Origin of the sequence: Paraburkholderia youngii (assembly GCF_013366925.1) — a bacterium.
In the GTDB taxonomy this organism is placed as follows: domain Bacteria; phylum Pseudomonadota; class Gammaproteobacteria; order Burkholderiales; family Burkholderiaceae; genus Paraburkholderia; species Paraburkholderia youngii.
In genome coordinates, this window is sequence record NZ_JAALDK010000001.1 from 2,992,648 (window position 1) to 3,016,963 (window position 24,316).

Annotated in this window: 19 protein-coding genes; 10 read left to right on the top strand and 9 right to left on the bottom strand. The window is 64.6% G+C overall.

The annotated features are described in order from the left end of the window. The first annotated feature begins 39 nt into the window (after nt 1–39). Together pcaQ and G5S42_RS13845 are read left to right on the top strand one after the other, a co-directional pair. Entirely contained in the window at nt 40–1,062 is a 1,023-nt protein-coding gene (gene pcaQ / locus G5S42_RS13840; RefSeq protein WP_176107244.1) for a pca operon transcription factor PcaQ, read from the top strand. A gap of 273 nt (nt 1,063–1,335) precedes the next feature. After that, entirely contained in the window at nt 1,336–2,463 is a 1,128-nt protein-coding gene (locus G5S42_RS13845) for a 4-hydroxyphenylpyruvate dioxygenase family protein (RefSeq protein WP_176107245.1), read from the top strand. A gap of 55 nt (nt 2,464–2,518) precedes the next feature. Here the strand turns inward: G5S42_RS13845 and G5S42_RS13850 are convergent, their stop codons facing one another. Continuing rightward, nucleotides 2,519–3,451: a LysR substrate-binding domain-containing protein gene (locus tag G5S42_RS13850; RefSeq protein WP_176107246.1), complete on the bottom strand. Its 933-nt coding sequence runs from the start codon at nt 3,449–3,451 to the stop codon at nt 2,519–2,521. Nucleotides 3,452–3,577: 126 nt separating this feature from the next. On the opposite strand from G5S42_RS13850, the gene G5S42_RS13855 reads away from it, so the two are divergent. Then, entirely contained in the window at nt 3,578–4,615 is a 1,038-nt protein-coding gene (locus G5S42_RS13855; RefSeq protein WP_176107247.1) for a DUF1338 domain-containing protein, read from the top strand. 63 nt (nt 4,616–4,678) lie between these two features. After that, nucleotides 4,679–7,651 carry an FAD-binding and (Fe-S)-binding domain-containing protein gene (locus G5S42_RS13860; RefSeq protein ID WP_176110517.1) on the top strand — a complete coding sequence of 991 codons (2,973 nt, stop codon included), beginning with the start codon at nt 4,679–4,681 and terminating at the stop codon, nt 7,649–7,651. Nucleotides 7,652–7,676: 25 nt separating this feature from the next. On the opposite strand, the gene G5S42_RS13865 is transcribed toward G5S42_RS13860, so the two are convergent. The 5 genes from G5S42_RS13865 to G5S42_RS13885 form a co-directional block, all read right to left on the bottom strand. Then, nucleotides 7,677–8,312 carry a helix-turn-helix domain-containing protein gene (locus tag G5S42_RS13865; protein ID WP_176107248.1) on the bottom strand — a complete coding sequence of 212 codons (636 nt, stop codon included), beginning with the start codon at nt 8,310–8,312 and terminating at the stop codon, nt 7,677–7,679. A 182-nt stretch (nt 8,313–8,494) separates the two neighbouring features. Next, on the bottom strand, nt 8,495–9,316 hold the full coding sequence (locus G5S42_RS13870; protein WP_176107249.1) for an isocitrate lyase/PEP mutase family protein: 822 nt from the start codon (nt 9,314–9,316) through the stop codon (nt 8,495–8,497). Between the two features lie 381 nt (nt 9,317–9,697). After that, nucleotides 9,698–10,009 (bottom strand): DUF4148 domain-containing protein, encoded by a 312-nt coding sequence (locus G5S42_RS13875; RefSeq protein WP_176107250.1) that lies wholly within the window; start codon nt 10,007–10,009, stop codon nt 9,698–9,700. A 191-nt stretch (nt 10,010–10,200) separates the two neighbouring features. After that, entirely contained in the window at nt 10,201–11,295 is a 1,095-nt protein-coding gene (locus G5S42_RS13880) for an aldose epimerase family protein (protein WP_176107251.1), read from the bottom strand. Between the two features lie 34 nt (nt 11,296–11,329). Then, nucleotides 11,330–12,550, bottom strand: coding sequence for a XylR family transcriptional regulator (locus G5S42_RS13885; RefSeq protein ID WP_176107252.1), 1,221 nt, complete (start codon nt 12,548–12,550; stop codon nt 11,330–11,332). A gap of 322 nt (nt 12,551–12,872) precedes the next feature. On the opposite strand from G5S42_RS13885, the gene xylA reads away from it, so the two are divergent. From xylA to G5S42_RS13915, 6 genes are all read left to right on the top strand, one after another. Continuing rightward, nucleotides 12,873–14,195: a xylose isomerase gene (gene xylA / locus G5S42_RS13890; protein ID WP_176107253.1), complete on the top strand. Its 1,323-nt coding sequence runs from the start codon at nt 12,873–12,875 to the stop codon at nt 14,193–14,195. 129 nt (nt 14,196–14,324) lie between these two features. After that, entirely contained in the window at nt 14,325–15,353 is a 1,029-nt protein-coding gene (gene xylF / locus G5S42_RS13895; RefSeq protein ID WP_176107254.1) for a D-xylose ABC transporter substrate-binding protein, read from the top strand. 95 nt (nt 15,354–15,448) lie between these two features. After that, nucleotides 15,449–17,008 (top strand): D-xylose ABC transporter ATP-binding protein, encoded by a 1,560-nt coding sequence (gene xylG / locus G5S42_RS13900; RefSeq protein WP_176107255.1) that lies wholly within the window; start codon nt 15,449–15,451, stop codon nt 17,006–17,008. Next, the gene (locus G5S42_RS13905) at nt 17,005–18,204 is read left to right on the top strand and encodes a sugar ABC transporter permease (RefSeq protein WP_176107256.1); all 1,200 of its coding nucleotides are present in this window, start codon (nt 17,005–17,007) and stop codon (nt 18,202–18,204) included. The genes xylG and G5S42_RS13905 overlap by 4 nt, the downstream gene beginning before the upstream one ends. Before the next feature lie 290 nt (nt 18,205–18,494). Next, nucleotides 18,495–20,765 carry a xanthine dehydrogenase family protein molybdopterin-binding subunit gene (locus G5S42_RS13910; RefSeq protein ID WP_176107257.1) on the top strand — a complete coding sequence of 757 codons (2,271 nt, stop codon included), beginning with the start codon at nt 18,495–18,497 and terminating at the stop codon, nt 20,763–20,765. A 55-nt stretch (nt 20,766–20,820) separates the two neighbouring features. Next, the gene (locus tag G5S42_RS13915; protein ID WP_176107258.1) at nt 20,821–21,282 is read left to right on the top strand and encodes a (2Fe-2S)-binding protein; all 462 of its coding nucleotides are present in this window, start codon (nt 20,821–20,823) and stop codon (nt 21,280–21,282) included. Nucleotides 21,283–21,496: 214 nt separating this feature from the next. Here the strand turns inward: G5S42_RS13915 and G5S42_RS13920 are convergent, their stop codons facing one another. From G5S42_RS13920 to G5S42_RS13930, 3 genes are read right to left on the bottom strand one after another with little or no spacing between them, the layout of a single operon-like run. After that, nucleotides 21,497–23,065 carry an efflux transporter outer membrane subunit gene (locus tag G5S42_RS13920; RefSeq protein WP_176107259.1) on the bottom strand — a complete coding sequence of 523 codons (1,569 nt, stop codon included), beginning with the start codon at nt 23,063–23,065 and terminating at the stop codon, nt 21,497–21,499. Then, on the bottom strand, nt 23,062–24,069 hold the full coding sequence (locus G5S42_RS13925; protein WP_176107260.1) for an efflux RND transporter periplasmic adaptor subunit: 1,008 nt from the start codon (nt 24,067–24,069) through the stop codon (nt 23,062–23,064). The genes G5S42_RS13920 and G5S42_RS13925 overlap by 4 nt, the downstream gene beginning before the upstream one ends. After that, complete coding sequence (locus G5S42_RS13930; RefSeq protein ID WP_176107261.1) at nt 24,066–24,275, bottom strand: DUF1656 domain-containing protein; 210 nt, start codon at nt 24,273–24,275, stop codon at nt 24,066–24,068. Before G5S42_RS13930 ends, G5S42_RS13925 begins: the two co-directional genes overlap by 4 nt. Nucleotides 24,276–24,316: the final 41 nt, after the last annotated feature.

The following is a 24,316-nucleotide window of genomic DNA, read 5'->3' on the forward strand; positions in this document are numbered from 1 at the left end:
AAAAATGACGTTTTTGCCCGTTTCGTATAACCTTCCGTTATGCAACGCAGTCTCGCGGATAGCCGCGTCAAATTTCGCCATCTCCAGTGCTTTCTGGCCGTCGCGCAGTTCGGCAGCGTCCAGCGGGCGGCGGACAGTCTGTCGATCACCCAGCCGGCGGTATCGAAGACGGTCGCCGAGCTGGAAACCATTCTCGGCGTGAAGCTGTTCGAGCGCGGCCGTCACGGCGCGGTGCCGACGCGCGAGGGGCAGCTTTTCATGCCGCACGCAAGCGCCTGCGTGAGCGCGCTGCGCCAGGGCGTCGATCTGCTGGCGCGCGCCGAGGGCGCGGCCGCCGCGACGCTCGAAGTCGGCGTGCTGCCCACTGTCGCCGCGGTGCTGGTTCCGCCCGTGCTGAGACAGTTCTCGACGCAGTGGCCGCGCGTGATCGTGCGCCTCGCGACCGGCGCAAATCCGGAATTGCTCGAACGCCTGAAAGCGGGTTCGATCGAATTCGCGATCGGCCGTCTCGCGGACCCCGAGCGGATGGTCGGCCTGAGCTTCGAGCAGTTGTTTACCGAGCCGCTGATCGCGGTCGTGCGCGCCGGGCATCCGCTCGCGCAGGGAACGGCCTTGCCGGCCACGTCGCTGGAGGATTTTCCGATCGTGCTGCCGCCGTTCGGCACGCTGATCCGCCAGTCGACCGAAAGCCTGCTGAGCGCGTGGGGCGTGGCGCCGTTGTCAGGGTTCGTCGAGGTGTTGTCGGTATCGACGGGGCGTGCGCTGACGCTCGAAAACGGCGCGGTGTGGTTCGTGCCGCAAAGCGCGGTCGAATACGAACTCGCGCACGGCATGCTGGTGCGCTTGCCGCTGCCGTTTGCGGGCACCGGCGAGCCGGTGGGGCTGATCCGTCGCTCGGATACGCAGCCGTCGGCGGTGGGGCGCGCGTTTATCGAGGCGGTGCGCGAGGTCGCGCGGGGCAGAATGGCGGCGGTGTCGGGCAAGGATGCGGGCAAAAGCACCGGTAAAACCGCCGGCAAAACGGCGCGCAAAGGCGGCCCGGGCGACGCGGCGCTCGAGTGATCCGGCGGCCTGCCGCACGCATGCCTCGGGCGCCCATCGGCATGCCGTTCTCCGTATGAACCAACCAGTACAAAATGACGGTTGCGAATGCCCCGCGACCCGGTGTAAAAACACGGTGCGAAAGCCGCCGCGGTCCGTTTTTTTCCGCGGCACGCCGCGTGCACGCCACGAGCGGGCACGCGTCACGCAGCCCATCGCGAGCGGCCGGAACGGTTCGCGCCGAACCCCGGAAAGACCGGCCACCGCATCGAAAGACCGTACAAGGAGATTGCCATGCCCAGCGACTTGCCCACTCCCGAGGCCGCGCAGCGCGCCGTGATCGCGCCGGAGCACAATCCGCTCGGCACGGCCGGCCTCGAATTCGTCGAGTTCGCCGCCCGCGATCCGCAGGCGCTCGGCGAGACCTTCAAGCGGCTCGGCTTCAAGGCGATCGCGCGTCATATCAGCAAGGACGTGACGCTGTACCGTCAGGGCGAGATGAATTTCCTGATCAACGCGGAGCCCGATTCGTTCGCGGCGCGCTACGCGGAGGAATACGGGGTCGGCATCTGCGCGATCGGGATTCGGGTCGCCGACGCGCAGCGCGCGTTCGCACGCGCGGTGGAACTCGGCGCGTGGGAGTTCGAGGGCGAACGCCTCGGGGCCGGCGAACTGCTGATTCCGGCGATTCAAGGTATCGGCGATTCCCACATCTATTTCGTCGATCGCTGGCGCGGACGCGGCGGTCAGCGCGGCGGCCTCGGCGATATCTCGATCTTCGACATCGACTTCCGCCCCATCGAAATCGACACGGCCGAAGCCGATCTGAGTCACGCGGGCAGCGGCCTGGTCGCGGTCGATCATTTGACGCAAACCGTTGGCGAAGGCCGCATGCAGGAGTGGATCGACTTCTATCGCGACCTGCTGAATTTCCGCGAGATTCACGAGTTGCACGCGAATTGGCACGTGTCGGCGGAATCGCGCGTGATGGTGTCGCCGTGCGGCGCGATCCGCATACCGCTGTACGAGGAGGGCACGCGCCGGACCAACCTGATGCACGAGTATCTGCCCGATCATCCGGGCGAAGGCGTGCAGCACATTGCACTCGCCACCGACGACATCTTCGCGTGCGTCGAGCGTCTGCTCGCGAACGGCGTCGAATTCGTCGAGCCGCCGCCGCGCTACTACGAGCAACTCGATGCACGCTTGCCGGGCCACGGGCTCGATGTCGAGCGGCTGCGGCGCACGCATGTGCTCGTGGACGGTGAGATCGGCGCGGACGGCGTGCCGCTGCTGTTTTTCCAGACCTTCGTACGCCGTCGCGCCGGCGAGATCTTCTTCGAGATCGTGCAACGCCAGGGACATCATGGCTTCGGCGAAGGCAATTTGGCCGCATTGGCGCAGGCGCGCGCCTCCAACTGAGTCTCACACGGTCGCATGTGTGATTGATCCAATCACCCATGCGACTGGCGTTCCCTCACGCCCCCTCGGGCCGCTCCGCCAACTCCGGATAAATCGCGCCGTACGCGGCCGCTTCGCGCAGCAGCCACTCGCGGAAATTCGCGAGCGGTTTGCCGTGGCTCAACTCGGTTGGGTACACGAGGTAGTACGCGGCGTCGGCAACGGCGGGTCCGTCGAACGGAATCACGAGACCGAACTGCTGCAACTGCGTGTCGACGAAGAAGCGCGGTACCAGTGCAATGCCGAGTCCGGCCGCGGCCGCGCTGATCAGCATCGTGTGCAGTTCGTAGCGCACGCCCTGCATCGTGCGATTGTCGTCGACGCCGAAATTTGCGAACCAGCTCGCCCAGCCATCGGGTCGCGTCGTCGAATGAAGCAGCGGATAGTTGAGTAGTTCGGCGACGTTACGGACCGGCCGCTTCAGCAGGCTCGCCGCGCAGATCGGCACCACTTCCTCGCTGAACAGAAAATCGGCCGACGTACCCGGCCACGTCGGCTTGCCGTAGTGAATCGCCGCTTCGAAATGCGTGTCGGCGAACGGGAACGTCGCGGTACGCACGCCCATGTTCACGCGCACGTCCGGGTATTGTTCATTGAATGTCGCCATGCGCGGAATCAGCCATTGCGATGCGAACGTCGGCAATACCGCGAGTTCCAGATAGCCGCCGCCGCTGCCGTGCGCGATGATCGACAGCGTGTCGCGATCGAGGTGTTCGAGCGAGCGTCGCACCTGCGCGCTGTAGACCTTGCCCGCGCGCGTCAGCACCACGCGTTGCTTGACGCGCACGAACAGCCGCACGCCTAGATTGCTTTCGAGTGTATTGATCTGTCGCGACACCGCGCTTTCGGTGAGGAACAGCTCGCGCGCCGCGTGCGTGAAGCTCTCGTGCCGCGCCGCGGCTTCGAACGCGAGCAGCGCGCCCATGTTGGGAATCTTGAACTTTCGCACGTTAATTCCAAAAACGCATCAAGTGGCGATTTTATCTCGCTTTACGGGGGCGGAGCGGATTTTGAATAATCTCGCCCGTCATGTGGCGCTCGTGCGGGCGCTCAACGTTTAGCGTGGAGAAGCCGAATGCGAAACCTGAAGAATGCGAACGTCGAACAACTGCTGGTGAAGCTGCTGGGCGCGGAGAAGACCGCGCGCCTGTTTGCGACGCTGAATCATCCGCATGTGTTGAACGAGTGGGAAAGCGGCAGCGTCACGCGTGCCGAACTCGCACAGGCGATGAACATGGCGCTGTTCGACGACCTGCTCGCGCGCTCGGAAAACGGCCGCCGCTATACGGAGGAAACCGTCGCCGCCGGCGGCAGCGTGTACTTCGATCATGGCGCGCTGCGCACCGTGCGCTGGCCGCACAGCGGCGCGTTGCCGCCCGGCGAGGCCGCGTTCGCGCGCATCCTGCGGCCGCTCGGCTTTCGGATCAACGGCCGTTATCCGCTCGATCGGCTCGGCATGACCGGCCGCGCATGGGCGCATGACGACGCGCCCGACGAGATCGCGCAGTTCTTCGTCAGCGAACTGCACCCGGAGCGTTTTTCCGCGGCGTTCCAGCAGGCGGTGACGAACGTGATCGGTGCATCGCGCGATCCGTTGACGCGGCGCGCTAGTGGCCTGTTGTGGGAACTCGAACGCGACGGCGTGCTGCCGATCGATGCGGCGCAAGAGTTGCTACCAGTAATAGTCGGTGCGTTCGCGCGTCAGCACGAGATGCCACGCGAAGCCGACTACGAAGTATTGTTGAAGGAGTCGGCGGAGATGGCGTGGATCGCGACCGAAGGTAACGCGTTCAATCACGCGACCGATCGCGTCGCGGATGTGTTCAAGCTGTCGGACGAACAGAAGGCGAAGGGTCGGCCAATGAAGCCGGACGTCGAGCATTCGCGTTCTGGGCGCGTGTTCCAGACCGCGTATCGCGCGGATCTCGTGCAACGCGAATTTCGCGCGGCCGACGGCAGCGTCGTCACGCGCGACGTGCCGGGCTCGTTCTACGAATTCATCACGCGCAAGCGCAGTTTCGATCAGGACGCGCGCCGCTGGGAAACGGACCTGCGTTTCGACGCGGGCAACGCACAGGGCATCTTCCGGATGACCGCAAGCCAGGCGGCCTGAGCGCATACGACGGCGCAAGCGCCGGCATCGCAGACGAGGAGCGCAGTGGGGACGTCATTGTCATTGGATGAAGAGCGCCGGGTCGACGAGCGCGGCGCTTCGAATGAACCGCGTGTCGCCAGGCCTTTCGCGGGCAGCGCCGCGGTATTGCAGGCGCTCGAAAGCGATCTGCGCCAGCATGTGCGCGGCGAAGTGCGCTTCGATCAGGGTTCCAAAGCACTGTACGCGTCGGATGCGTCGAACTATCGGCAAGTCCCGCTCGGTGTGGTGGTACCGGCCGATATCGACGATCTGCTCGCGGCGCTCGCCGCATGCCGTCGCAACGACGTGCCGTTTCTCCCGCGCGGCGGCGGCACCTCGCAGAACGGCCAGTGCGTAAACGTCGCGGTCGTCGCCGATGCGAGCAAGTATCTGAACCGCGTCGTTTCGATCGATCCGCTCGCGGGCGTCGCGGTCGTCGAGCCGGGCGTCGTGTGCGACTCGTTGCGCGATGCCGCCGAACAGCACGGCCTCACGTTCGCGCCCGATCCCGCCACGCATAGCCGCTGCACGCTAGGCGGCATGATCGCGAACAACTCGTGCGGCGCGCATTCGGTGATGGCCGGCAAGACCGTCGAGAACGTCGAGGCGCTCGAAATCGCGACCTTCGACGGCGCGCGTTTCTGGGTCGGCCCGACCTCCGAAGAAGAACTCGAACGCATCATCGTGGCGGGTGGTCGTCAAGGCGAAATCTACGCGGCGCTCAAGCAACTGCGCGACACCTACGCGGAACGGATTCGCGCGAAATTCCCGAAGATCAAGCGGCGCGTGTCGGGCTTCAATCTCGATCAACTGCTGCCGGAAAACGGCTTCAACGTCGCGCGTGCGCTGGTTGGCAGCGAAGGCACTTGCGCGGTCACGTTGCAGGCGAAAGTGAGACTCGTGAAGAGTCCGGCGAGGCGCGTGATCGTCGTGGTCGGCTTCCCCGACATCTATACGGCGGCGGACGCCGTGCCGCATTTCATGCGCTGCGGGCCGATCGCAGTCGAGGGACTCGACCGCGCGATCATTCGCGGCCTGCAGGCGCGCGGGCTGAAGAAGGATGAGATCGCACTGCTGCCCGAAGGCGATGCATGGGTCGTGCTCGAATTCGGCGCGGATACGCAGCATGAAGCACTGCAACAGGCACGCGACGCCGCCGCGTATTTTCAGTCGGGCGCGGCGGGGCCGGAACTCTCGACGGTGCTCGTCGAAGATCGCGCATTGCAGGCGAAGGTGTGGTCGATTCGCGAGACCGGCGCGTCGGCGGTCGCGTTATCGGTGGATCGCGACAAGCCCGATCCGGTGGTCGGCTGGGAAGATGCCGCGGTCGATCCGCTGCGGCTCGGCGATTATCTGCGCGCGTTTCAGGCGCTCGTCGATCGCTATGGCTACGAGACGAGCCTGTACGGCCATTTCGGCGACGGCTGCGTGCACGCGCGCATCACGTTCGATCTGCGCAGCGCGGAAGGTATCGCGACGTGGCGCGGGTTCTTGCGCGAAGCGGCGGAACTGGTGGTCGAATTCGGCGGCTCGCTGTCGGGCGAACACGGCGATGGCCAGGCGAAGGCCGAGTTTCTGCCGATCATGTACGGCCCCGAACTGATGCAGGCGATGGAGCAGTTCAAGGCGATCTGGGACCCGGCGAATCGTTTGAATCCGGGCAAGGTCGTGCATGCATACCGCGCCGACGAAAACCTGCGCACGGGTCCCGCGTACAAGCCGGTGACGCTGCATACGAAGCTCGCGTTCGCGAGTCAGGAAGGCGACGGCTTTCAGCGCGAGATCGAGCGCTGCATCGGCATGGGCAAGTGCCGCTCGCTCGAAGGCGGCACGATGTGTCCGAGTTATCGCGGCACGCGCGAGGAAATGTACTCGACGCGCGGGCGCGCGCATCTGTTCTGGGAAATGCTGCAAGGCGACGTGATCGCCGATGGCTGGAACAGCCGCGAAGTGAAAGAAGCGCTCGATACCTGCCTCGCATGCAAGGGCTGCAAGTCCGATTGCCCGACGCATACGGACATGGCGTCGTACAAGGCGGAGTTCCTTTCTCACTACTATCAAAACAATCGTCGGCCGCGTCAGGCGCTGTTCATGGGGCGGATCGGCGAATGGGCGCCGTGGGCCGCGCGTTTTCCACGCGTGACCAACTTTCTGACGACGGCGCCCGGTTTGTCCGCGCTCGGCAAATGGATGGCGGGCGTGGCGCAGACCCGTGCGTTGCCGCGCTTTGCCGCTACGACTTATAGACGGAGCGCATCGTCGCAAGCATCCGCGCTTGATGCGCGCGGCGGCGACGCAAAGAAAGTGATCCTGTGGGTGGACACGTTCAACGACCACTTCACGCCCGAGATCGCGCGGGCCGCAGCTGATGTGCTGACGCAACTGGGCTGGCGCGTCGTCCTGCCGAAGAAGCGTTTGTGCTGCGGACGTCCGCTGTACGACTTTGGTCTGCTCGAACGCGCGCGCGAGCTGCTCTCACATATCGTCGACGATCTCGCGGACGACATCGCTGCCGGCGTGCCGCTGGTCGGTCTGGAGCCTGGGTGTCTATCGGTGTTCAAGGACGAGTTGCTGAAGCAACTCCCCAATCATCCGTTGGCGAAGAAGCTGTCCACGCAAACCTATCTGTTTGCCGATTTCGTCGCGCGTCAGCGGTTCGAGTGGCCGACGCTCGAGGCCGATGTGATCGTGCATGGCCATTGTCATCAGAAGGCGCTATTCGGCATGCAGGGCGATACGGCGCTGCTGAACAAGCTCGGCGTCAGATGGAAGCTGCTCGATACCGGCTGCTGCGGGATGGCGGGATCGTTCGGCTTCAATGTCGAGCATCACGCGTTGTCAGAAAAGATCGGCGAGGACAAGCTATTTCCGTCCGTGCGCGACGCGATGGCGGCGAATGCACAAACGATCGTGCTGACCAACGGCTTCAGTTGTCGCGAGCAGATCGAGCACGGTACGGGCCGACACGCACTGCATATCGCGCAACTCGCGCAACGGGCGCTGGCGGCGCGCTGAGTGCGCGCGCGCCGTGCAGGGCGCGCTATTTCTTCGCTGAATCGTTCGCGGCAGGCGGTGTATGCGGAAGGTCCGCATTGGTCGCCATCCACAATACTTCGGCGTCTTCCTCGCTGGTCGACACCGCCGCGTGACCCGTGCGGCTGTCGAAGTAGAGGCTGTCGCCCGCGTTCAGATGTGTCGGCGCGTACAGCTCCGAATAGAGGCACACGCTGCCGCTGATCACGTAGAGAAACTCCTCGCCTTCGTGGCGGCCCCAGTCGTCGAAGGCGTCGAGCGTGTGCGCGGAGATGCGGATGCGAAACGGCAGCATCGCCTTGTGCGCGAGATCGGTGGCAAGCAACTCCATCTGGTAGCCGCGATACGCGTGGCGCTGGCCTTCGTTTTTGCGCGTCAGCGCGCGCCGGCCGCTCGCGCTGACTTTCGGCGTCGAGCCGAACAGTTCGCCGATTTCGATCTTCAGGCCCAGCACGATTTTTTGCAGCACGTCGAAAGTGGGGGACATCAGGCCGTTTTCGATTTTCGACAACGTCGAGCGCGAGACGCCGCACAGGCGGCTCGCGGTTTCGAGCGTCAGATCCTGCGCCTGACGGGCGGCGCGCACGCGCCGGCCGAGATCGGAGGACGCGGTGTCGGCGGATTTGGTGAGATGGGTGTCCATGAGGCTTGCTGCGGGTCAGGTATGCGCTTGATCGGGGCGAACAATGTTTCCGATCATAACATTTGGCTTGACGGGTGCCTCTGTGCGCCGATTCATGCGTTCGCGCGCTTTTCTCATCGGAAACGCCGCCACGTTCCAATCACGTCGATGCGGCGCGCGAACACTTGCGTGCACGGCGTTTTTCACGCGTTGTGATTGAAAAGCTCATTGAGCTGCTTGCCCGCCACCGCGCCGGTGAAGTCGAAGCGGCCATCGGCCAGCGCCTGAGCGGCGTGCATGAAGCCACCCCACGCCGCGCGCGCGAGCCCGCCCCCGACGCTGATCCGCCGCACGCCGAGCGCGGCCACGTCCTGCAACGTCAGCGTCGAGGTCGAGCCGATCAGCAGATTGACGGGCTTCGGTGCGACGGCCGCGACCACCGCTTCGATCTGCTCGCGCGTCTGGATGCCGGGCGCATACAGGCAGTCCGCGCCCGCCGCCGCATAGGCCTTCAGACGCGCGATGGCATCGTCGAGATCGGCCTTGCCGGCGAGGAAATTCTCCGCGCGGCCGACCAGCAGCGTATCGCCGCCGTTCTGATCGATCGCACGGCGCGCGGCGCTGAGCCGCTGCACCGCGACGTCGACCGGAAACAGCGGCGCGGCGGGGTTGCCGGTCGAGTCCTCGATCGACAGACCCGCGACGCCCGTTGCCACCGCGAGCGCCACGCTCTCGGCCACTTCTTCCGGATCGCGGCCGAAGCCGTTTTCGAAGTCGGCATTGACCGGCAGATCGGTCGCATCGACGATCGCGCGCAGGTGGGCGAGGATCGTTTCGCGCGGCAAGGTGTTATCCGCGTGTCCGGTCGACCACGCAAAACCAGAACTGGTAGTGGCGAGCGCCTTGAAGCCGAGCGTATGCAGATAACGGGCGCTGCCCACGTCCCACGGATTGGGCAGCACGAAACAGCCAGACGAGTGCAGCGCGCGGAAAGCGGCGCGTTTTTCAGCGGCGGTGCGGGGCATCGCATGTCTCCTGGGAATGAGGGAGCGCGGCTCCCTCGCTGAGGGGAAAACGTCGGGTCAACCGATGCTTGGGCAAAACGGCATTCACAAGGGGAAAGTCTATGTCCGTATCGAAAGCGCGGCTGATGAAATTGGTGGCGATTTTCTCAGGCGTTGCGATTAATTCAAAATGCCGACAGCGAACAAGTCGGCTCAGAAATGAAGGCGTCGGAATTAGCGGCACGTTGTTAGCGCCGCATATAAGTAAAAAAGCGAGCGCATGCGTTGAAAACATGCGCTCGCTTCATATCGGTACAAAACGGCGAAAATCGCAAAGACGGAAAAGCCGCTAACTCACGAATCTTTCCTCGCTGCGGACATTCGCAACGCGTTTGCGACTCGTTATTGACCGTCCGGATTTACTACCATCGGATGATGGCCCGATTGCGACGATCCGCCCATCGGCGACCCGTAACCCGAGGTATTGGCTTGTCCGTTCCCGTTCATCGCGGCGACACGTGCCTCGGCCGCCTGAATGTCCGCGGGATACTGGGCATCGAGCGAGATGGCCGGGTTATAGCCATTCTGTTCGAGTTGCTGCACTTCCGCTTTGACTTCGGCTCGCGTGACCGGCTGTTCCGATTGTGCGAACGACGCGACCGGCGCAGCAGCGATCACGGCCGTAAGCGCAACTGCCTGGATAAGCGATTTCATGATGTTTCCCTCCGTAGTTGTGTATCCGGCGCCGCAGGGATGCCGGCGCCATAAAAACAGTCTAGAAGGGTGCGTACTTCGGGAAAACCACTAGTCGACTAATTCAGTATTGCAGAGAACGGCTAGTCGGCGAACTGTAATCTGGCCGTCGCGGTGTTCGTAAAACACCGGAAAAGCGCCCGTAAATCCAGTCACACACCTTCGCGTACATCGACGCGGTAAGTCGTGACTTGGCGGTAGGTATCGCCGGGTCGCACGATCACTTCGTCGTGGCCGGCCATATTGACCTCGTTCGGAAAACCGCCCGCCTCGAGGCACAAGCCGGCGTGCCGTTGATAGCGAACGCCCCCGCGTCCCGGGTTGCCGTTCAACGCGTTGCCCGTGTAAAACTGCAAGCCCCGCTGATCGGTCGCGACGGTCAGTTCGCGTCCGCTGCCTGGATCGTATGCGCAGGCAACTTCGCGCAGCGGCAGCGCGTGGCCATCGTCGCCGTTTATCGCGTCTGCCGGCGCCTCGCGCAGCGCGTAGCAATGATCGAAGCCGCCAGCGCGCGCGAGTTGCGAGTGCGGCCAGTCGAGCCGTCCGCCGATCGGCGCGCTCTGCCGGAAGTCGAATGCGTTGCCCGCGACGTCGGCGAGCTTGCACGGAATCATCGTCGCGTCGACTTCGAAAAAGCGCTCGGCGTCGATCGACAGCACGTGGCCGCGAATGTCGGTGCCCGCGCGCCCGGTCAGGTTGAAGTACGGATGGCTGGTCAGATTGAGCGGCGTCGGCGCGTCGGTGATCGCTTCGTAGCCGATCGTCAGCGTGCCGTCGTCGTCGAGCGAATAGCGCACCTGCACCGTCACGTTGCCCGGAAAACCGGCGTCGCCCTCGGGCGACTCCAGGCGCATCAGCAACGCGCCGTCGTCCTCGGCGACGTCCCACAACGCGCGATGAAAACCGACCGTGCCGCCATGCAGCAGGTTCGGACCTTCGTTGCGATCCAGCGTGTACTCGATGCCGTCGAGCGAAAAGCGCGCGCCCGCAATGCGATTCGCCCAGCGGCCGATCAGTCCGCCCATGTAGGTCGAGGCCGCCACGTATTCGGCGGGCGTGTCGTGGCCGAGCAGAATATCGCCGAGACGCCCGGCGCGATCCGGCGCGTGCCACGAAACCAGCGTCGCACCGAGGTCGCTTATGGCGACTTTCATGCCGTGTGCGTTACGCAGCGTATAGAGCCGGACTCGATCGCCGCCCTGCAGCGTGCCCCATGGTTCGGAAGAGAGTTGTGCGATGCTGATCATGTGGTCAGTGCGAAGAAAAAATAGAAAAGCATGCTCAGCCAGTGGTTTTCGTCTTCGGGCCCACGCGCTCCTGGTATTCGCGCGGCGTGCAGCCGAGTTCGCGGCGAAATACCGCGTACATGTATTGCAGCGACGTGAAGCCGCAACGAATCGCGACTTCCGCGCTCGACGCATCGCGTTTCGCCAGCAGCGACTTCGCGACGTCGAGCTTGTGGCGCAGGATCTCCTGATGCACGGTGCATTGCCGCTCGCGCCGGAAATACTCTTCGAGCGACGAACGCGAAACGCCCACATAGTCGGCCACCTGCTCGGTGCGGATGCCCTGGCACGCGTACTGGCGGATGAAATGGCGCGCGCGCATCACGTACGGACTCGCGAGCGGCTGATGCCGCGTCGATTCGAGCACGTTGATGCCGACCGGCGGCACCAGAATGCGGCGCCCCGGAAAGCGCGCGCCGTGCAGCATCTGATGCAGGATGTGCGCGGCGGTACGGCCCATTTCCTCAGTGCCCTGAATCACCGACGACAGCGGAATGCGCGTCAGCGTGCGCGTGAGCGGATCGTTGTCGATGCCGATGATCGCGACTTCCTCGGGCACCGGAATGCCCGCGATCAGACAGGCCTGGAGCAAATGCCGTGCACGCGCGTCGGTCACCGCGATGATGCCGACCGGCTTGGGCAGTTGCCGCAGCCACGTGGTCAGCTGTTCGATCGCCTGGTTCCAGGACGGCGCGCTTGTCGACAGACCGCGATAGATTTCGCTATCGATCTGCGCCGCGCTGTGCCCGTCCGCGCTGCGCAGATGCGCGAAGGCGAGTTCGCGCTGTTGCGCCCAACGGTTTTCCTGCGCCTGCGGCAGGCTGTACAGCGCGAAGTTTTCGAGGCCCGCGCCGATCAGATGCGTGTACGCGAGCGACACGAGCTTGCTGTTGTCGGTCGCGATATAGGGTAAATCCGAGGGGTACTGCGTCGGATCCTCATACGACGAACCGACCGCGACCACCGGCAGCGGGCAGTCGCGCAGGGCTTCGCCGACGGCGGGATCGTCGAAGTCCGCGATGATGCCGTCGCCGTCGAAGCGCTGGATACCGGCGAGCCGGCAGCGGAAGTCCTCTTCGAGGAAGAGATCCCATGCGACGCGGGTCGACAGCAGGTAGTTGCCGATCCCGGTGATGATCTCGCGATCGTAGACCTTGTTCGCGTTGAACAGCAGCGCGATCCGATGGGTTGTCTGAGGTGCTTGTGGACGGGTCATGGCGGTGTGCGGCGTGCGGACGATGGACCACGCGCCTTTGTCTCCATTGTGTCGGGTGCCTGGGGGCAACTCCGTTTTTAAGCGTCTGGCTATTCTAGGCGTCGAATCGCGCGCCGGCAGTAAACAAACGCGCCGGCGGTAAGAAACATCAAGCGCGCTGCGAAATTTCGCAATTGCCGGCACATCGTGCAAGCGGCAGCATGGCGTCACCTCGTCGGCCTGCACGGCCAAGCCGCGCGGGTCGCGGTGAAGAATGCAAAGAAAACCTTTCATAGGATCCGGGTAGTCGCCTTGCGGCAACTCGGGCCAACTGGAGACGCCGATGTCCTACTTCGAACACATTCCCGAGATTCGTTACGAAGGCCCGCAATCGGACAACCCGCTCGCGTACCGTCACTACGACAAAACCAGGAAGGTACTCGGCAAGACGCTCGAGGAGCATCTGCGTATCGCCGTGTGCTATTGGCACTCGTTCGTCTGGCCCGGCGTCGATATCTTCGGTCAGGGCACGTTCCGGCGGCCGTGGCAGCAACCCGGCGACGCAATGGAGCGGGCGCTTCAGAAGGCTGACGCCGCGTTCGAATTCTTCTCGAAGCTCGGCACGCCGTACTACGCGTTCCACGATACCGACGTCGCGCCCGAAGGCGCGAGCGTCAAGGAATACAGCGAGAACTTCCTGCGCGTGTCCGACTACCTTGCGCGCAAGCAGCAGGATACCGGTATCAAATTGCTGTGGGGCACCGCGAATCTGTTTTCGCATCCGCGTTACGCGGCCGGTGCCGCGACCAATCCGAATCCGGAGGTGTTCGCCTTTGCGGCGACCCAAGTGCGTCATGCGCTCGACGCGACGCTGCGCCTCGGCGGTGAGAACTACGTGTTGTGGGGCGGACGTGAAGGCTACGACACGCTGCTGAACACCGACCTCGTGCGCGAGCGCGAGCAGTTCGCGCGCTTCCTGCACATGGTGGTCGAGCACAAGCACCAGATCGGTTTCAAGGGCACACTGCTGATCGAGCCGAAGCCGCAGGAGCCGACCAAGCATCAATACGACTACGACGTCGCAACCGTGCATGGCTTCCTGCTGCAGCACGGTCTCGACAAGGAGATCCGCGTCAACATCGAGGCCAATCATGCGACGCTCGCGGGCCACTCGTTCCATCACGAAATTGCGACCGCGTTTGCGCTCGGCATCTTCGGCAGCATCGATGCGAATCGTGGCGATCCGCAAAACGGTTGGGATACCGACCAATTCCCCAACAGCGTCGAGGAACTGACGCTGGCGTTCTACGAGATTCTGCGCCACGGCGGCTTCACGACCGGCGGCATGAACTTCGATGCGAAATTGCGGCGCCAGAGTGTCGATCCCGAAGACCTGTTTTATGGCCACATCGGCGCGATCGACAACCTCGCGCTCGGCCTCGAACGCGCGGCGGTGCTGGTCGAAAACGAGCGCCTCGAACAGTTCAAGCGGCAACGCTACGCGGGTTGGGATGGCGAATTCGGCGGCAAGATCCTGTCCGGCGAGTATTCGCTGTCGACGCTCGCGGAGGACACGCTGGCGCGCGATCTGAATCCGCGGCATGTGAGCGGGCAGCAGGAACACATGGAAAACATCGTAAATCAGGCGATTTATAGCGGACGTTGAATAAAGATTGCGCGGCCACGTGGACCGCGCGCACCAGCAAGCTGTGGGTTGTCGCTTGTCCGAGTCTGCGGCTCGCAGCGCAGACCGATACGTCCGGTATTCCGGCGATCACTAACGAAGGAGACAAAAATGAAGTTCGCAATGCGTCGTAACGTACTGAGCTCGCTGCTGTGCGGCGCGGTACTCGCCAGCCTGTCGCTCGCCGCGCCGCTCGCGCACGCCAGCAAGGATCATCCGGAAATCGGCTTCTGCATCGACGATCTGCGCGTCGAGCGCTGGTCGCGCGATCGCGACTATTTCGTCGCCGCGGCGGAAAAGCTCGGCGCGAAGGTGTCCGTGCAATCGGCCGATGCGAGCGAAGAGCGTCAGATCTCGCAGATCGAAAACCTGATCTCGCGTGGCGTCGACGTAATCGTGATCGTGCCGTTCAACTCGAAGACGCTCGGCAACGTGGTGGCCGAAGCGCGCAAAGCGGGCATCAAGGTCGTGTCGTATGACCGCCTGATCCTCGACGCCGATATCGACGCCTACATCTCGTTCGACAACGAGAAGGTCGGCGAAATGCAGGCGCAGGGCGTCTACGACGCGCGGCCGAAGGGCAACTACTTTCTGCTCGGCGGCGCACCGACCGACAACAACGCGAAGATGCTGCGCCAAGGTCAGCTGAAGGTGCTGCAACCGGCGATCGACAAGGGTGACATCAAGGTCGTCGGCCAGCAGTGGGTGCCGGAGTGGAGCGCATCGACCGCGCTGCGCATAATGGAAGACGCACTGACCGCGAACAACAACAAGATCGACGCAGTCGTCGCGTCGAACGACGGCACCGCTGGCGGCGCGATCCAGGCGCTCGCGGCGCAAGGCCTCGCGGGCAAGGTACCTATCTCGGGTCAGGATGCCGACCTCGCGGCTGTGAAGCGCGTGGCTGCCGGCACGCAGACGATGACCGTCTACAAACCGCTGAAGCTGATCGCGGGCGAAGCGGCGAAGCTGTCGGTCGCTCTGGCGAAGGGTGACAAGCCGGCGTTCAACGCGCAGTACGACAACGGCAAGAAGAAGGTTGATACGGTGCTGCTGCAGCCGACCAAGCTGACGAAGGCGAACCTCGACACCGTCGTGAAGGACGGCTTCTACACGCAAGAGCAACTCGCGAGCAAATAACACTGAGACGGGTGTGATGTGAACGCCACGCTCCCGGGCCATCGCGCCCGGGAGCGTGCTCGAACATCGGCCCAACTTGCAGCGAGGCATAGCGAATGACGCAACCTCTTCTGACGATGCGCGGCATCGTCAAAGCTTTTTCCGGCGTGAAGGCGCTCGATGGCATCGATCTGACCGTATCGCCGGGCGAATGCGTGGGCCTGTGCGGCGAAAACGGCGCGGGCAAATCGACGCTGATGAAGGTATTGTCCGGCGTGTATCCGCATGGAACCTGGGATGGCGAAATAACCTGGGAAGGCGAGACGCTGAAGGCCGCGAGCGTACGCGACACCGAACGCGCGGGCATCATCATCATCCACCAGGAACTGATGCTCGTGCCGGAGTTGTCGGTCGCGGAAAACATCTTTCTCGGCAACGAAATCACGCTGCCGGGCGGCCGCATGAATTACGCGGCGATGTATCAGCGCGCCGACGAACTCTTGCGCGAACTCGGCATCAGCGGCATCAACGCCGCGCAGCCCGTGATGAACTACGGCGGCGGCCATCAACAGCTGATCGAAATCGCGAAGGCGCTGAACAAGCGCGCGAAGCTGCTGATTCTCGACGAACCGTCGTCGTCGCTGACCGCCTCCGAAATCGCGATTCTGCTCGACATCGTGCGCGATCTGAAACGGCGCGGCATCGCCTGCGTGTACATCTCCCACAAGCTCGACGAAGTGGCGGCAGTCTGCGACACGATCAGCGTGATTCGCGACGGCCGCCATGTCGCGACCGAGCCGATGCACGCGCTGACGACCGAGCGGATCATCGCGCTGATGGTCGGCCGCGAGATCAAGAATCTGTTTCCGCGCGAGCCGCATCCGATCGGCGACGTGATCTTCGAAGCCCGCAACGTCACCTGTTTCGACGTGACGAATCCGCGCCGCAAGCGCGTGGACGACGTGTCGTTCTCGTTGCGACGCGGCGAGATTCTCGGCGTCGCCGGGCTCGTCGGCGCTGGCCGCACCGAGCTGATGCAGGCGATCTTCGGCGCGTATGCGGGCATCAGCGAGGCACATGTCGTGCTCGACGGCAAGCCGCTGAAGATCCGCGCGCCGATCGACGCGATTCGCGCCGGCATCGCGATGGTGCCCGAGGACCGCAAACGCCACGGCATCGTGCCGGGCATGAGCGTCGGCCATAACATCACGCTTGCGGTATTGCAGCGTTTCGCGTCGGGCGGACGCATCGATTCCGCAGCCGAACTCGACACGATTCATACGGAAATGAAGCGGCTTTCCGTGCGCGCGGCGAATCCGATGCTATCGATTGCAAGTCTGTCGGGCGGCAATCAGCAGAAGGCCGTGCTCACGCGCATGCTGCTGACCAACCCGACCGTGCTGATCCTCGACGAACCGACACGCGGCGTCGATGTCGGCGCCAAGTACGAGATCTACAAGCTGATCTTCCAGCTGGCGCAGCGCGGCATGTCGATCGTGATGGTGTCGTCCGAATTGCCGGAAGTGCTCGGCATCAGCGACCGCGTGCTGGTGATCGGCGAAGGCGAGTTGCGCGGCGACTTCGTCAACGACGGTCTCACGCAGGAAGACATTCTCGGCGCCGCGATCCGCCCCGTGCATCTATCTACGAACTCAACCGCAGCGAGTGCCGCATGACTCCCGACGTAACTTCCCAACGCACCGACAACGCCGCGCCGCGAGACACATTCGGCGGCTCGCAACGGCTCCAGCAACTGTTCGCGCGCTACAAGATTCTCGCGCTGCTGATTGCCGTGGCCGTGATCTGGATTTTCTTTTCGGCGCTTACGCACGGTGCGTTCGTCACGCCACGCAACCTGTCGAATCTGCTGCGGCAGATGTCGATTACCGGCATGCTTGCGTGCGGCATGGTGTTCGTGATCATCGCCGGTGAAATCGACCTGTCTGTCGGCTCACTCCTCGGCTTGCTCGGCGGCGTCGCGGCGATTCTCGACGTGAACCGGCACTGGCCGATCGGCGTGACCATTCCGGTCGTGCTGCTGCTCGGCATCGTGGTCGGCTTGTTCAACGGCTGGTGGTCGACGTATCGGCGCGTGCCGTCGTTTATCGTCGGGCTCGGCGGCATGCTGGCGTATCGCGGCATTCTGCTCGGTATTACCGGCGGCTCGACGATCGCGCCGGTGTCGGACAGCTTCGTGTTCGTCGGCCAGGGCTATCTGCCGCGGCTCGCCGGCGACACGCTCGCCGTCGTGCTGTTCGTGCTGCTGGCCTTCCTGACGATCCGCCAGCGCGCCAACCGGCAGCGTTATCAGTTGCGCGTCGTGCCGTTCTGGCAGGACGTCGCGAAGGTGGTCGGCGCGGGCGCGATTCTCGCCGGCTTCGTCGCGATGCTCGACAACTACGGCGGCATTCCGGTGCCGGTGTTGCTGCTGCTCGCGCTGCTCGGCATCTTCACGTGGATCGCGACGCAGACCGTGTTCGGACGCCGCATCTACGCGGTCGGCTCGAATCTCGAAGCGACGCGGCTCTCGGGTGTCAACACCGACCGCGTGAAGCTTGCGATCTTCGCGCTGATGGGGCTGATGTGCGCGTTCGCCGGCATCGTCAACACGGCGCGGCTCGCGGCCGGTTCGCCGTCGGCCGGCTCGATGGGCGAGCTCGATGCGATCGCCGCGTGCTTCATCGGCGGCACGTCGATGCGCGGCGGCTCTGGCACCGTCTACGGCGCGCTGATCGGCGCGCTGGTGATGGCGAGCCTCGACAACGGCATGTCGATGCTCGACGTCGACGCATACTGGCAGATGATCGTGAAGGGCGGCATCCTCGTGCTGGCCGTATGGATCGATGTGGTCTCGGGTTCGAACCGCCGTTGATCCGGTCGCATGATCGCCTGATTGAATCAAAGCGCAAGGTTCGCGGTGTGCCAGCGGTTTTAATCACGCTCGCACACCGCGGCCCGCGCGACGGCAGTTAATGAAACACCCCACGACTTTCCCCCGCCGCTTTCAGTCCCCGCCTTTCCACGCCGCACGGCCGCTCCAGGTTCACGCGCGCAATTAAGTCTCACGCACGCCGATTCGTCTTATTACTATTCGCAGTCAAAGACGGGTGCATCGGCGCTGTCGCCGCTTTCTACCATCGAGCCAGCCGAGCGAGTCATGCCATGTTGACGCGCAGAACCTTTCTGCTTGGCGGCGCCAGTGCGTTGGGCGGGCTGCTGGTCGGCTGGGGCGTGCTGCCGCCGCGCCAGCGCCTGATGACGTCGACGCCGCTGCCGACGCAAGGCACGCAGGTCGCGCTGAACGGCTGGGTCAAGATCGATACCGACAACCGTGTGACGATCATGGTGCCGAAGGCCGAGATGGGGCAGGGCATCCATACGGGGCTGGCGATGCTGCTCGCCGAAGAGCTCGACGCCGACTGGTCGCAGGTGCACGTCGAAGAGGCGCCGATCGACCGGATCTACAACGCGGTGCAGAGCATCGTCGACGATCTGCCGTTTCGCCCGGACGACGACAGCTATATCCGGCGCGGCACCGTGTGGATTACGAGCAAGGCGGTGCGTGAGATCGGCACGATGATGACGGGCGGCTCGTCGAGCATGAACGATCTCTGGACGCCGATGCGCGAGGCCGGCGCGTCGGCGCGCGTGATGCTGATCGGGGCGGCGGCCGAGCGCTGGGACGTGCCGGTCCGCGAATGCCGCGCGGAACAGGGCTACGTGCTGCATCCGCGGGGACATAAGGCGACGTTCGGCGAGTTGTCGTCGGTGGCCTCGGGCCAGCCGCTGCCGCGCAGCGTCGTCCTGAAGCAGCCCGCCGACTTCAAGCTGATCGGCCAGCCCGTACGGCGCATCGAAGCCGCGTCGAAAATCGACGGCGCGGCGCGCTTCGGCATCGACGTGCTGCCGAACGGCCTGGTCTATGCGAGCGTCGTGATGTGCCCGACGCTCGGCGGCACGGTCGCGCATTTCGACGCGACGCCTGCGCAAAAAATGCCGGGCTTCATCAAGGCGCTCGCCGTGCGGCCGTATGCGGGCGGCACCGGCGGCGTAGCCGTGATCGCGGACAATGCGTTTCACGCGATGAACGCGGTCGAGGCGATCAACGTGAGCTGGCATCACGGCGAGGCCGCGAAGCTGTCGAGCACGGAAGTGGATCGCCACCTCGTCGACGCGCTCGACCATACGGACGGTCACGTGTATTACGACATCGGCAACGTCGACAACGCGATGAGTCGCGCGGCGCGCAAGATCGAAGCGGTCTATCACGCGCCCTACCTCGCGCATGGCGCGGTCGAGCCGCTGAACTGCACGGTGCAGGTCGCCGACGGCGCGGCGACCGTCTGGGTATCGACGCAAATGCCGCGGCTCGCGCGGCACCATGCGGCGAAAGTGCTCGACCTCGACGTCGATCTCGTCGATGTGCAGACGCAGTTGTTGGGCGGCGCGTTCGGCCGGCGCCTCGAACTCGATTTCGTCGCGCAGGCCGCGGCGATCGCGCGCGAGGCCGATGGCCGTCCGGTGCAGACCATCTGGTCGCGCCAGCAGGATTTCACGCACGACTTCTACCGGCCCGCGTGCGCGGCATGGCTGCAGGCCGGCTTCGACGAACAGGGCAAGCTGGTCGCGTGGCACGCGAAGTCGGCGGGCCAGGCGATCGTGCCGGATGCGCTCGCGCGCTACTACGGCATGCCCCGCATTCCGATCGACAAGACCACCTGCGAAGGCGCGTTCGATCAACCGTACGAGTGGCCGGCCGCGCGCGTGTCGCACAAGATCGTCGAATTGCCGGTGCCGATCGGCTTCTGGCGCTCCGTCGGCCACTCGCATCAGGCCTTCTTCACCGAGAGCTTCACCGACGAAGCCGCCGCCGCGGCCGGCCAGGACCCGATCGCATTTCGCGCGATGCTGCTCGCCCAGCATCCGCGTCATCTGGCGGTTTTGGAGCGTGTCGAGAAGTTATCGGACTGGGGACGTCCGCTCAAACCCGCCGCCGATGGCGCGCGCTGCGCCCGTGGCGTCGCGTTGCACGAGGCATTCGGCAGCGTCGTTGCGCAGGTCGCGGAGGTGTCGATCGGGGCGAACCGGCAGATTCGCGTGCATCGCGTGGTGTGCGTGATCGATTGCGGCTTACCGGTGAACCCGAACCTGATCCGTCAGCAGATGGAAGGCGGCATCGTGTTTGGGCTGTCGAGCGCGTTGCAAAACGAGATCACGATCGTCAACGGCCAGGTGCAGCAGAAGAACTTCGTGGACTTTCCGGTCGTGCGGATGAATGTGTGCCCGGCGATCGAAGTCGACATCATGCCGAGCCAACTGCATCCGCAAGGTGTCGGCGAGCCGGGCGTGCCGCCGATCGCGCCGGCGGTGGGCAATGCGGTGTTCGCGCTGACGGGGCAGCGTTTGCGGGCGCTGCCGTTGCGGCTTGCATGACGGACTGCGGACAGGCAACAGCTTGCGATGCAGCGTGGCGACTCAGGAGGCAGGCATGGCGCTACTGAACATCAACGGACGCAGGGTGCTGGTCAATGCCGACCCGGACATGCCGCTGCTATGGGTACTGCGCTGCGATCTCGGCATGACAGGCACCAAGTTCGGCTGCGGCGTGGGCATCTGCGGCGCATGCACGATCAATCTCGATGATGCCGCGTGCCTCGCTTGCCAGACGCCGATGTCGAGCCTGCATACGCAGAAGATCACGACGATCGAGGGTTTGCAGGGACGCGAGGCGCAGGCGCTGAAGACCGCGTGGCTCGAACTCGATGTGGTGCAGTGCGGTTATTGCCAGAGCGCGCAATTGATGGCGGCTTGCGCGTTGCTGAAGCACAAGCCCGATCCGACCGATGCCGACATCGACGAGGCGATGACGCCGGTGGTGTGCCGTTGCGGCACGTATCCGCGGGTGCGGGCGGCGATACATCAGGCGGCGGCGAAGGCGCGCAAGAGCTGAGCCGCTGTTGCGGAGCGCCGCCCGCCAAACTCAACGCGCAAACATTTCGACCACCGTCACCACCGCGGTGAAGATACCGATGCATCCGCCCAACGTGACTACGCCCTGCATGAATGGCGACATACGAGACCCCGTAGTTGAAGTGGTGTCACGTATTTAACCGAAATAGAAAGCAAAAAGAAAGCTTGTCAAAAATAAATCGTAAGACGGCCGATCAAGGCGCTTTCGCAGTCGCGGCGCCCGACTCTCCCGACTTCGCGCCCGGCTTGCCCGCCACAGGTGTGGCCTGCAACTGCGGCCGCGTTTCTCCCGGCGTGCTTTGCCCGCCGACCTCCCACCCGCCGCCCAGCGACAGGAACAGATTGACCTGATCGACCGCCACCTGCCCTTCCGCCGCCGCGAGCTGCGACCTCGCGGACGTCAGCGTGCGCGTCGCGTCGAGGTCGGCGATGAACGACTCGCGCCCCGCGCGATACAGCCGATGCGTTTCATCCGCCGATTGCGCGGCCGACTTCAGCGCCGCGCGCAGCGCTTCGGCGCGTGCGTAATCGGACGCGTAGGTTGCGAGGTTGGTCTCGGTTTCACGCAGAGCGCCCAGCACCACGCCGTCGAACTTCGCGAGCGCGACCTGGCTCGACGCTTCGGCTTCGCGGACCCGCTGCCGCGCGCCATTGGCCGGGAAGTTCCAGCTGATCAGCGGACCGAAGCCCCAACGCGCCGTCGGCTGGGTGGGAATGTCTTCCAGAATGCCGGTGAAGCCCGCCGACGCGCCGATGCTGATGCTCGGGTAAAGCGCGCCGGTCGCGACGCCGATGCGCGCCGTCGACGCCGCGAGCTGACGCTCGGCTTCGTGCACATCCGGGCGCCGCCGCAGCAGCCCGGCGCCGTCGCCGATCGGAATCGGCTGGTGGATTTGCGGCAGCCGGTCGCACGCGAGCACGGCCGGCGGCAACTGGGACGGTGACTGCGCCAGCAGCATTGCGAGCCGGTATTGCGCGATCTTGCGTCGTGCGGTGTAGCGCGGAATGTCGGCCGTCAGCGTCTCGACCTGGGTCTGGCCGCTCGTGACCGCGGTCTGGTTGCCGCGGCCGGCGTCGCGCAGACGGCGCGACAGATCCACGCGCTGCTTCTGCAACGCGAGCGATTGCTGCGCGATGTGCAATTCCTCCGCCGCCGAGCATTGTTCGACGTACGAGCGCACCACGTCCGCGACGACGGTGATGCGCGCGAGGTCGCCCGCGGCTTCCACCGCCTCTGTGTCCGCCCCCGCCGCTTCGACACCGCGGCGCAGCTTGCCGAACAGATCGATTTCGTACGAGACGTTGATGCCCATGTCGCCCAGATTGGCGACCGGCAGTTTCTCGAACAGCAGGAATTGCTCGGCCGATTCCTGCGCGCGCTGGATCGCCACCGACGCGTTGCCCGAGAAGCCGCCCTGCGCCTGCGCCACGCCCAGCGCTTCGCGCGAGCGCGCGAGATTCGCGGCCGCGACGCGCAGGTCGGTATTCGATTTCAACGCCTGTTCGACCAGACCGTTCAGCACCGGATCGTCGTACAGCTTCCACCAGACGGTCGGCGTATTGAGGTTCGACGTCAGCTTGGGATCGGCGCCCTCGATCGCTCCGGTGGCGAGCGGCGCATTGACGAGCGCCTGTTTCGGCAGCGTGTAGTTCGGCCCGACGTTGATGCAGCCGTTCAGCGCGAAGGTGAGCGGCAATAACGGCAGCAGCGGCAGCAGCGGCAAGCGCGGCGCCAGCGAGGACAAGGTACGCACGAACTTCATTGCGACGCGCCCGATGCGGTGCCCGCTGCCCCGGCCGACCCGGAGCCCACCGACGAACCCGGCGCCACTGGCGCAGCCGAAGCGGCGACCGAGCCAGATGCGCCGCCCGTGCCCGACACGGCTCGGGTCCTGACCGGCGACAGGTCACGCACCGACACCGTCGCGGTCCGCCCCGCGATCAGGCGAAAATCAGCGGGCACTTCATCGAGCGCGACGCGCACCGGAATGCGCTGCGCGAGCCGCACCCAGCTGAACGCCGGGTTCACGTTCGGCAGCAGATTGGCGCTTTGCGTGCGGTCGCGGTCTTCGATGCCGGCGACGATGCTCTGCACGTGCCCGCGCAGCGGCTTCGGCTCGCCCATCACGATGATGTCGACCGGCTGGCCGATGTCGATGCCGCGCAGCTTGGTCTCCTCGAAGTAGCCGTCGACGCGGAACGAATGCATGTCGACCACCGCGACCACCGCGCGGCCCGCCGCGACGAATTCGCCGGCGCGCGGCGCGCGGTCGTTCAGATAGCCGTCGACCGGGCTTTTGATCGTCGAACGTTCGAGGTTCAGCTTCGCGGTGTCGATCGCGACGTTCGCGTCGGCAAGCGCGGCTTCGCCCGCGTCGACGCGCGAGCGGCTTTCTTCGAGCGCTTCGGCGGCCACGAGATTGCCGAGCTGGCGGTTGCGCGCATATTCGCGGCGCGCCTGATCGAGCGTCGCGCGACGCTGCTGCGCGGTTGCCTCGGCCTGACGCAAGGCGAGCGTGTAGCGCGCCTGATCGATCCTGAACAGCACCTGGCCCTGCTTGACCTGCTGGTTGTCCATGACCTCGACCGACGAAATCAGTCCCGACACGTCGGGGGCGACCTGGATTACGTCGGCGCGTACGTGCCCGTCGCGGGTCCACGGCGCGAACATGTAGTAGTTGACGAGTTTCCACAGCACGAATGCCGCGACCACCACGACGATCAGGGTCAGCAGGATCTGACCGACGGAGAACCAGGTTTTTTTCACGTTATTAGTCTGTGCGAAACGACGACGACAAGGCCCAGCACCAGCACATAGATGCCGAGATCGAAGATGGAGCGATGCCAGACGAAGCGGTAAAAGCCGGCGTAATCGAGCACGGTGCGAATGCCGAGGTTGATCAGATACGCGATCAACATCAGGACCAGCACGGACGGTACGAACACGCCGAAGATATCGATTTCACCGATCATCGCGGGAACTGGGAAAGGGGGGGGGCGGGGCGCGCCAGCGG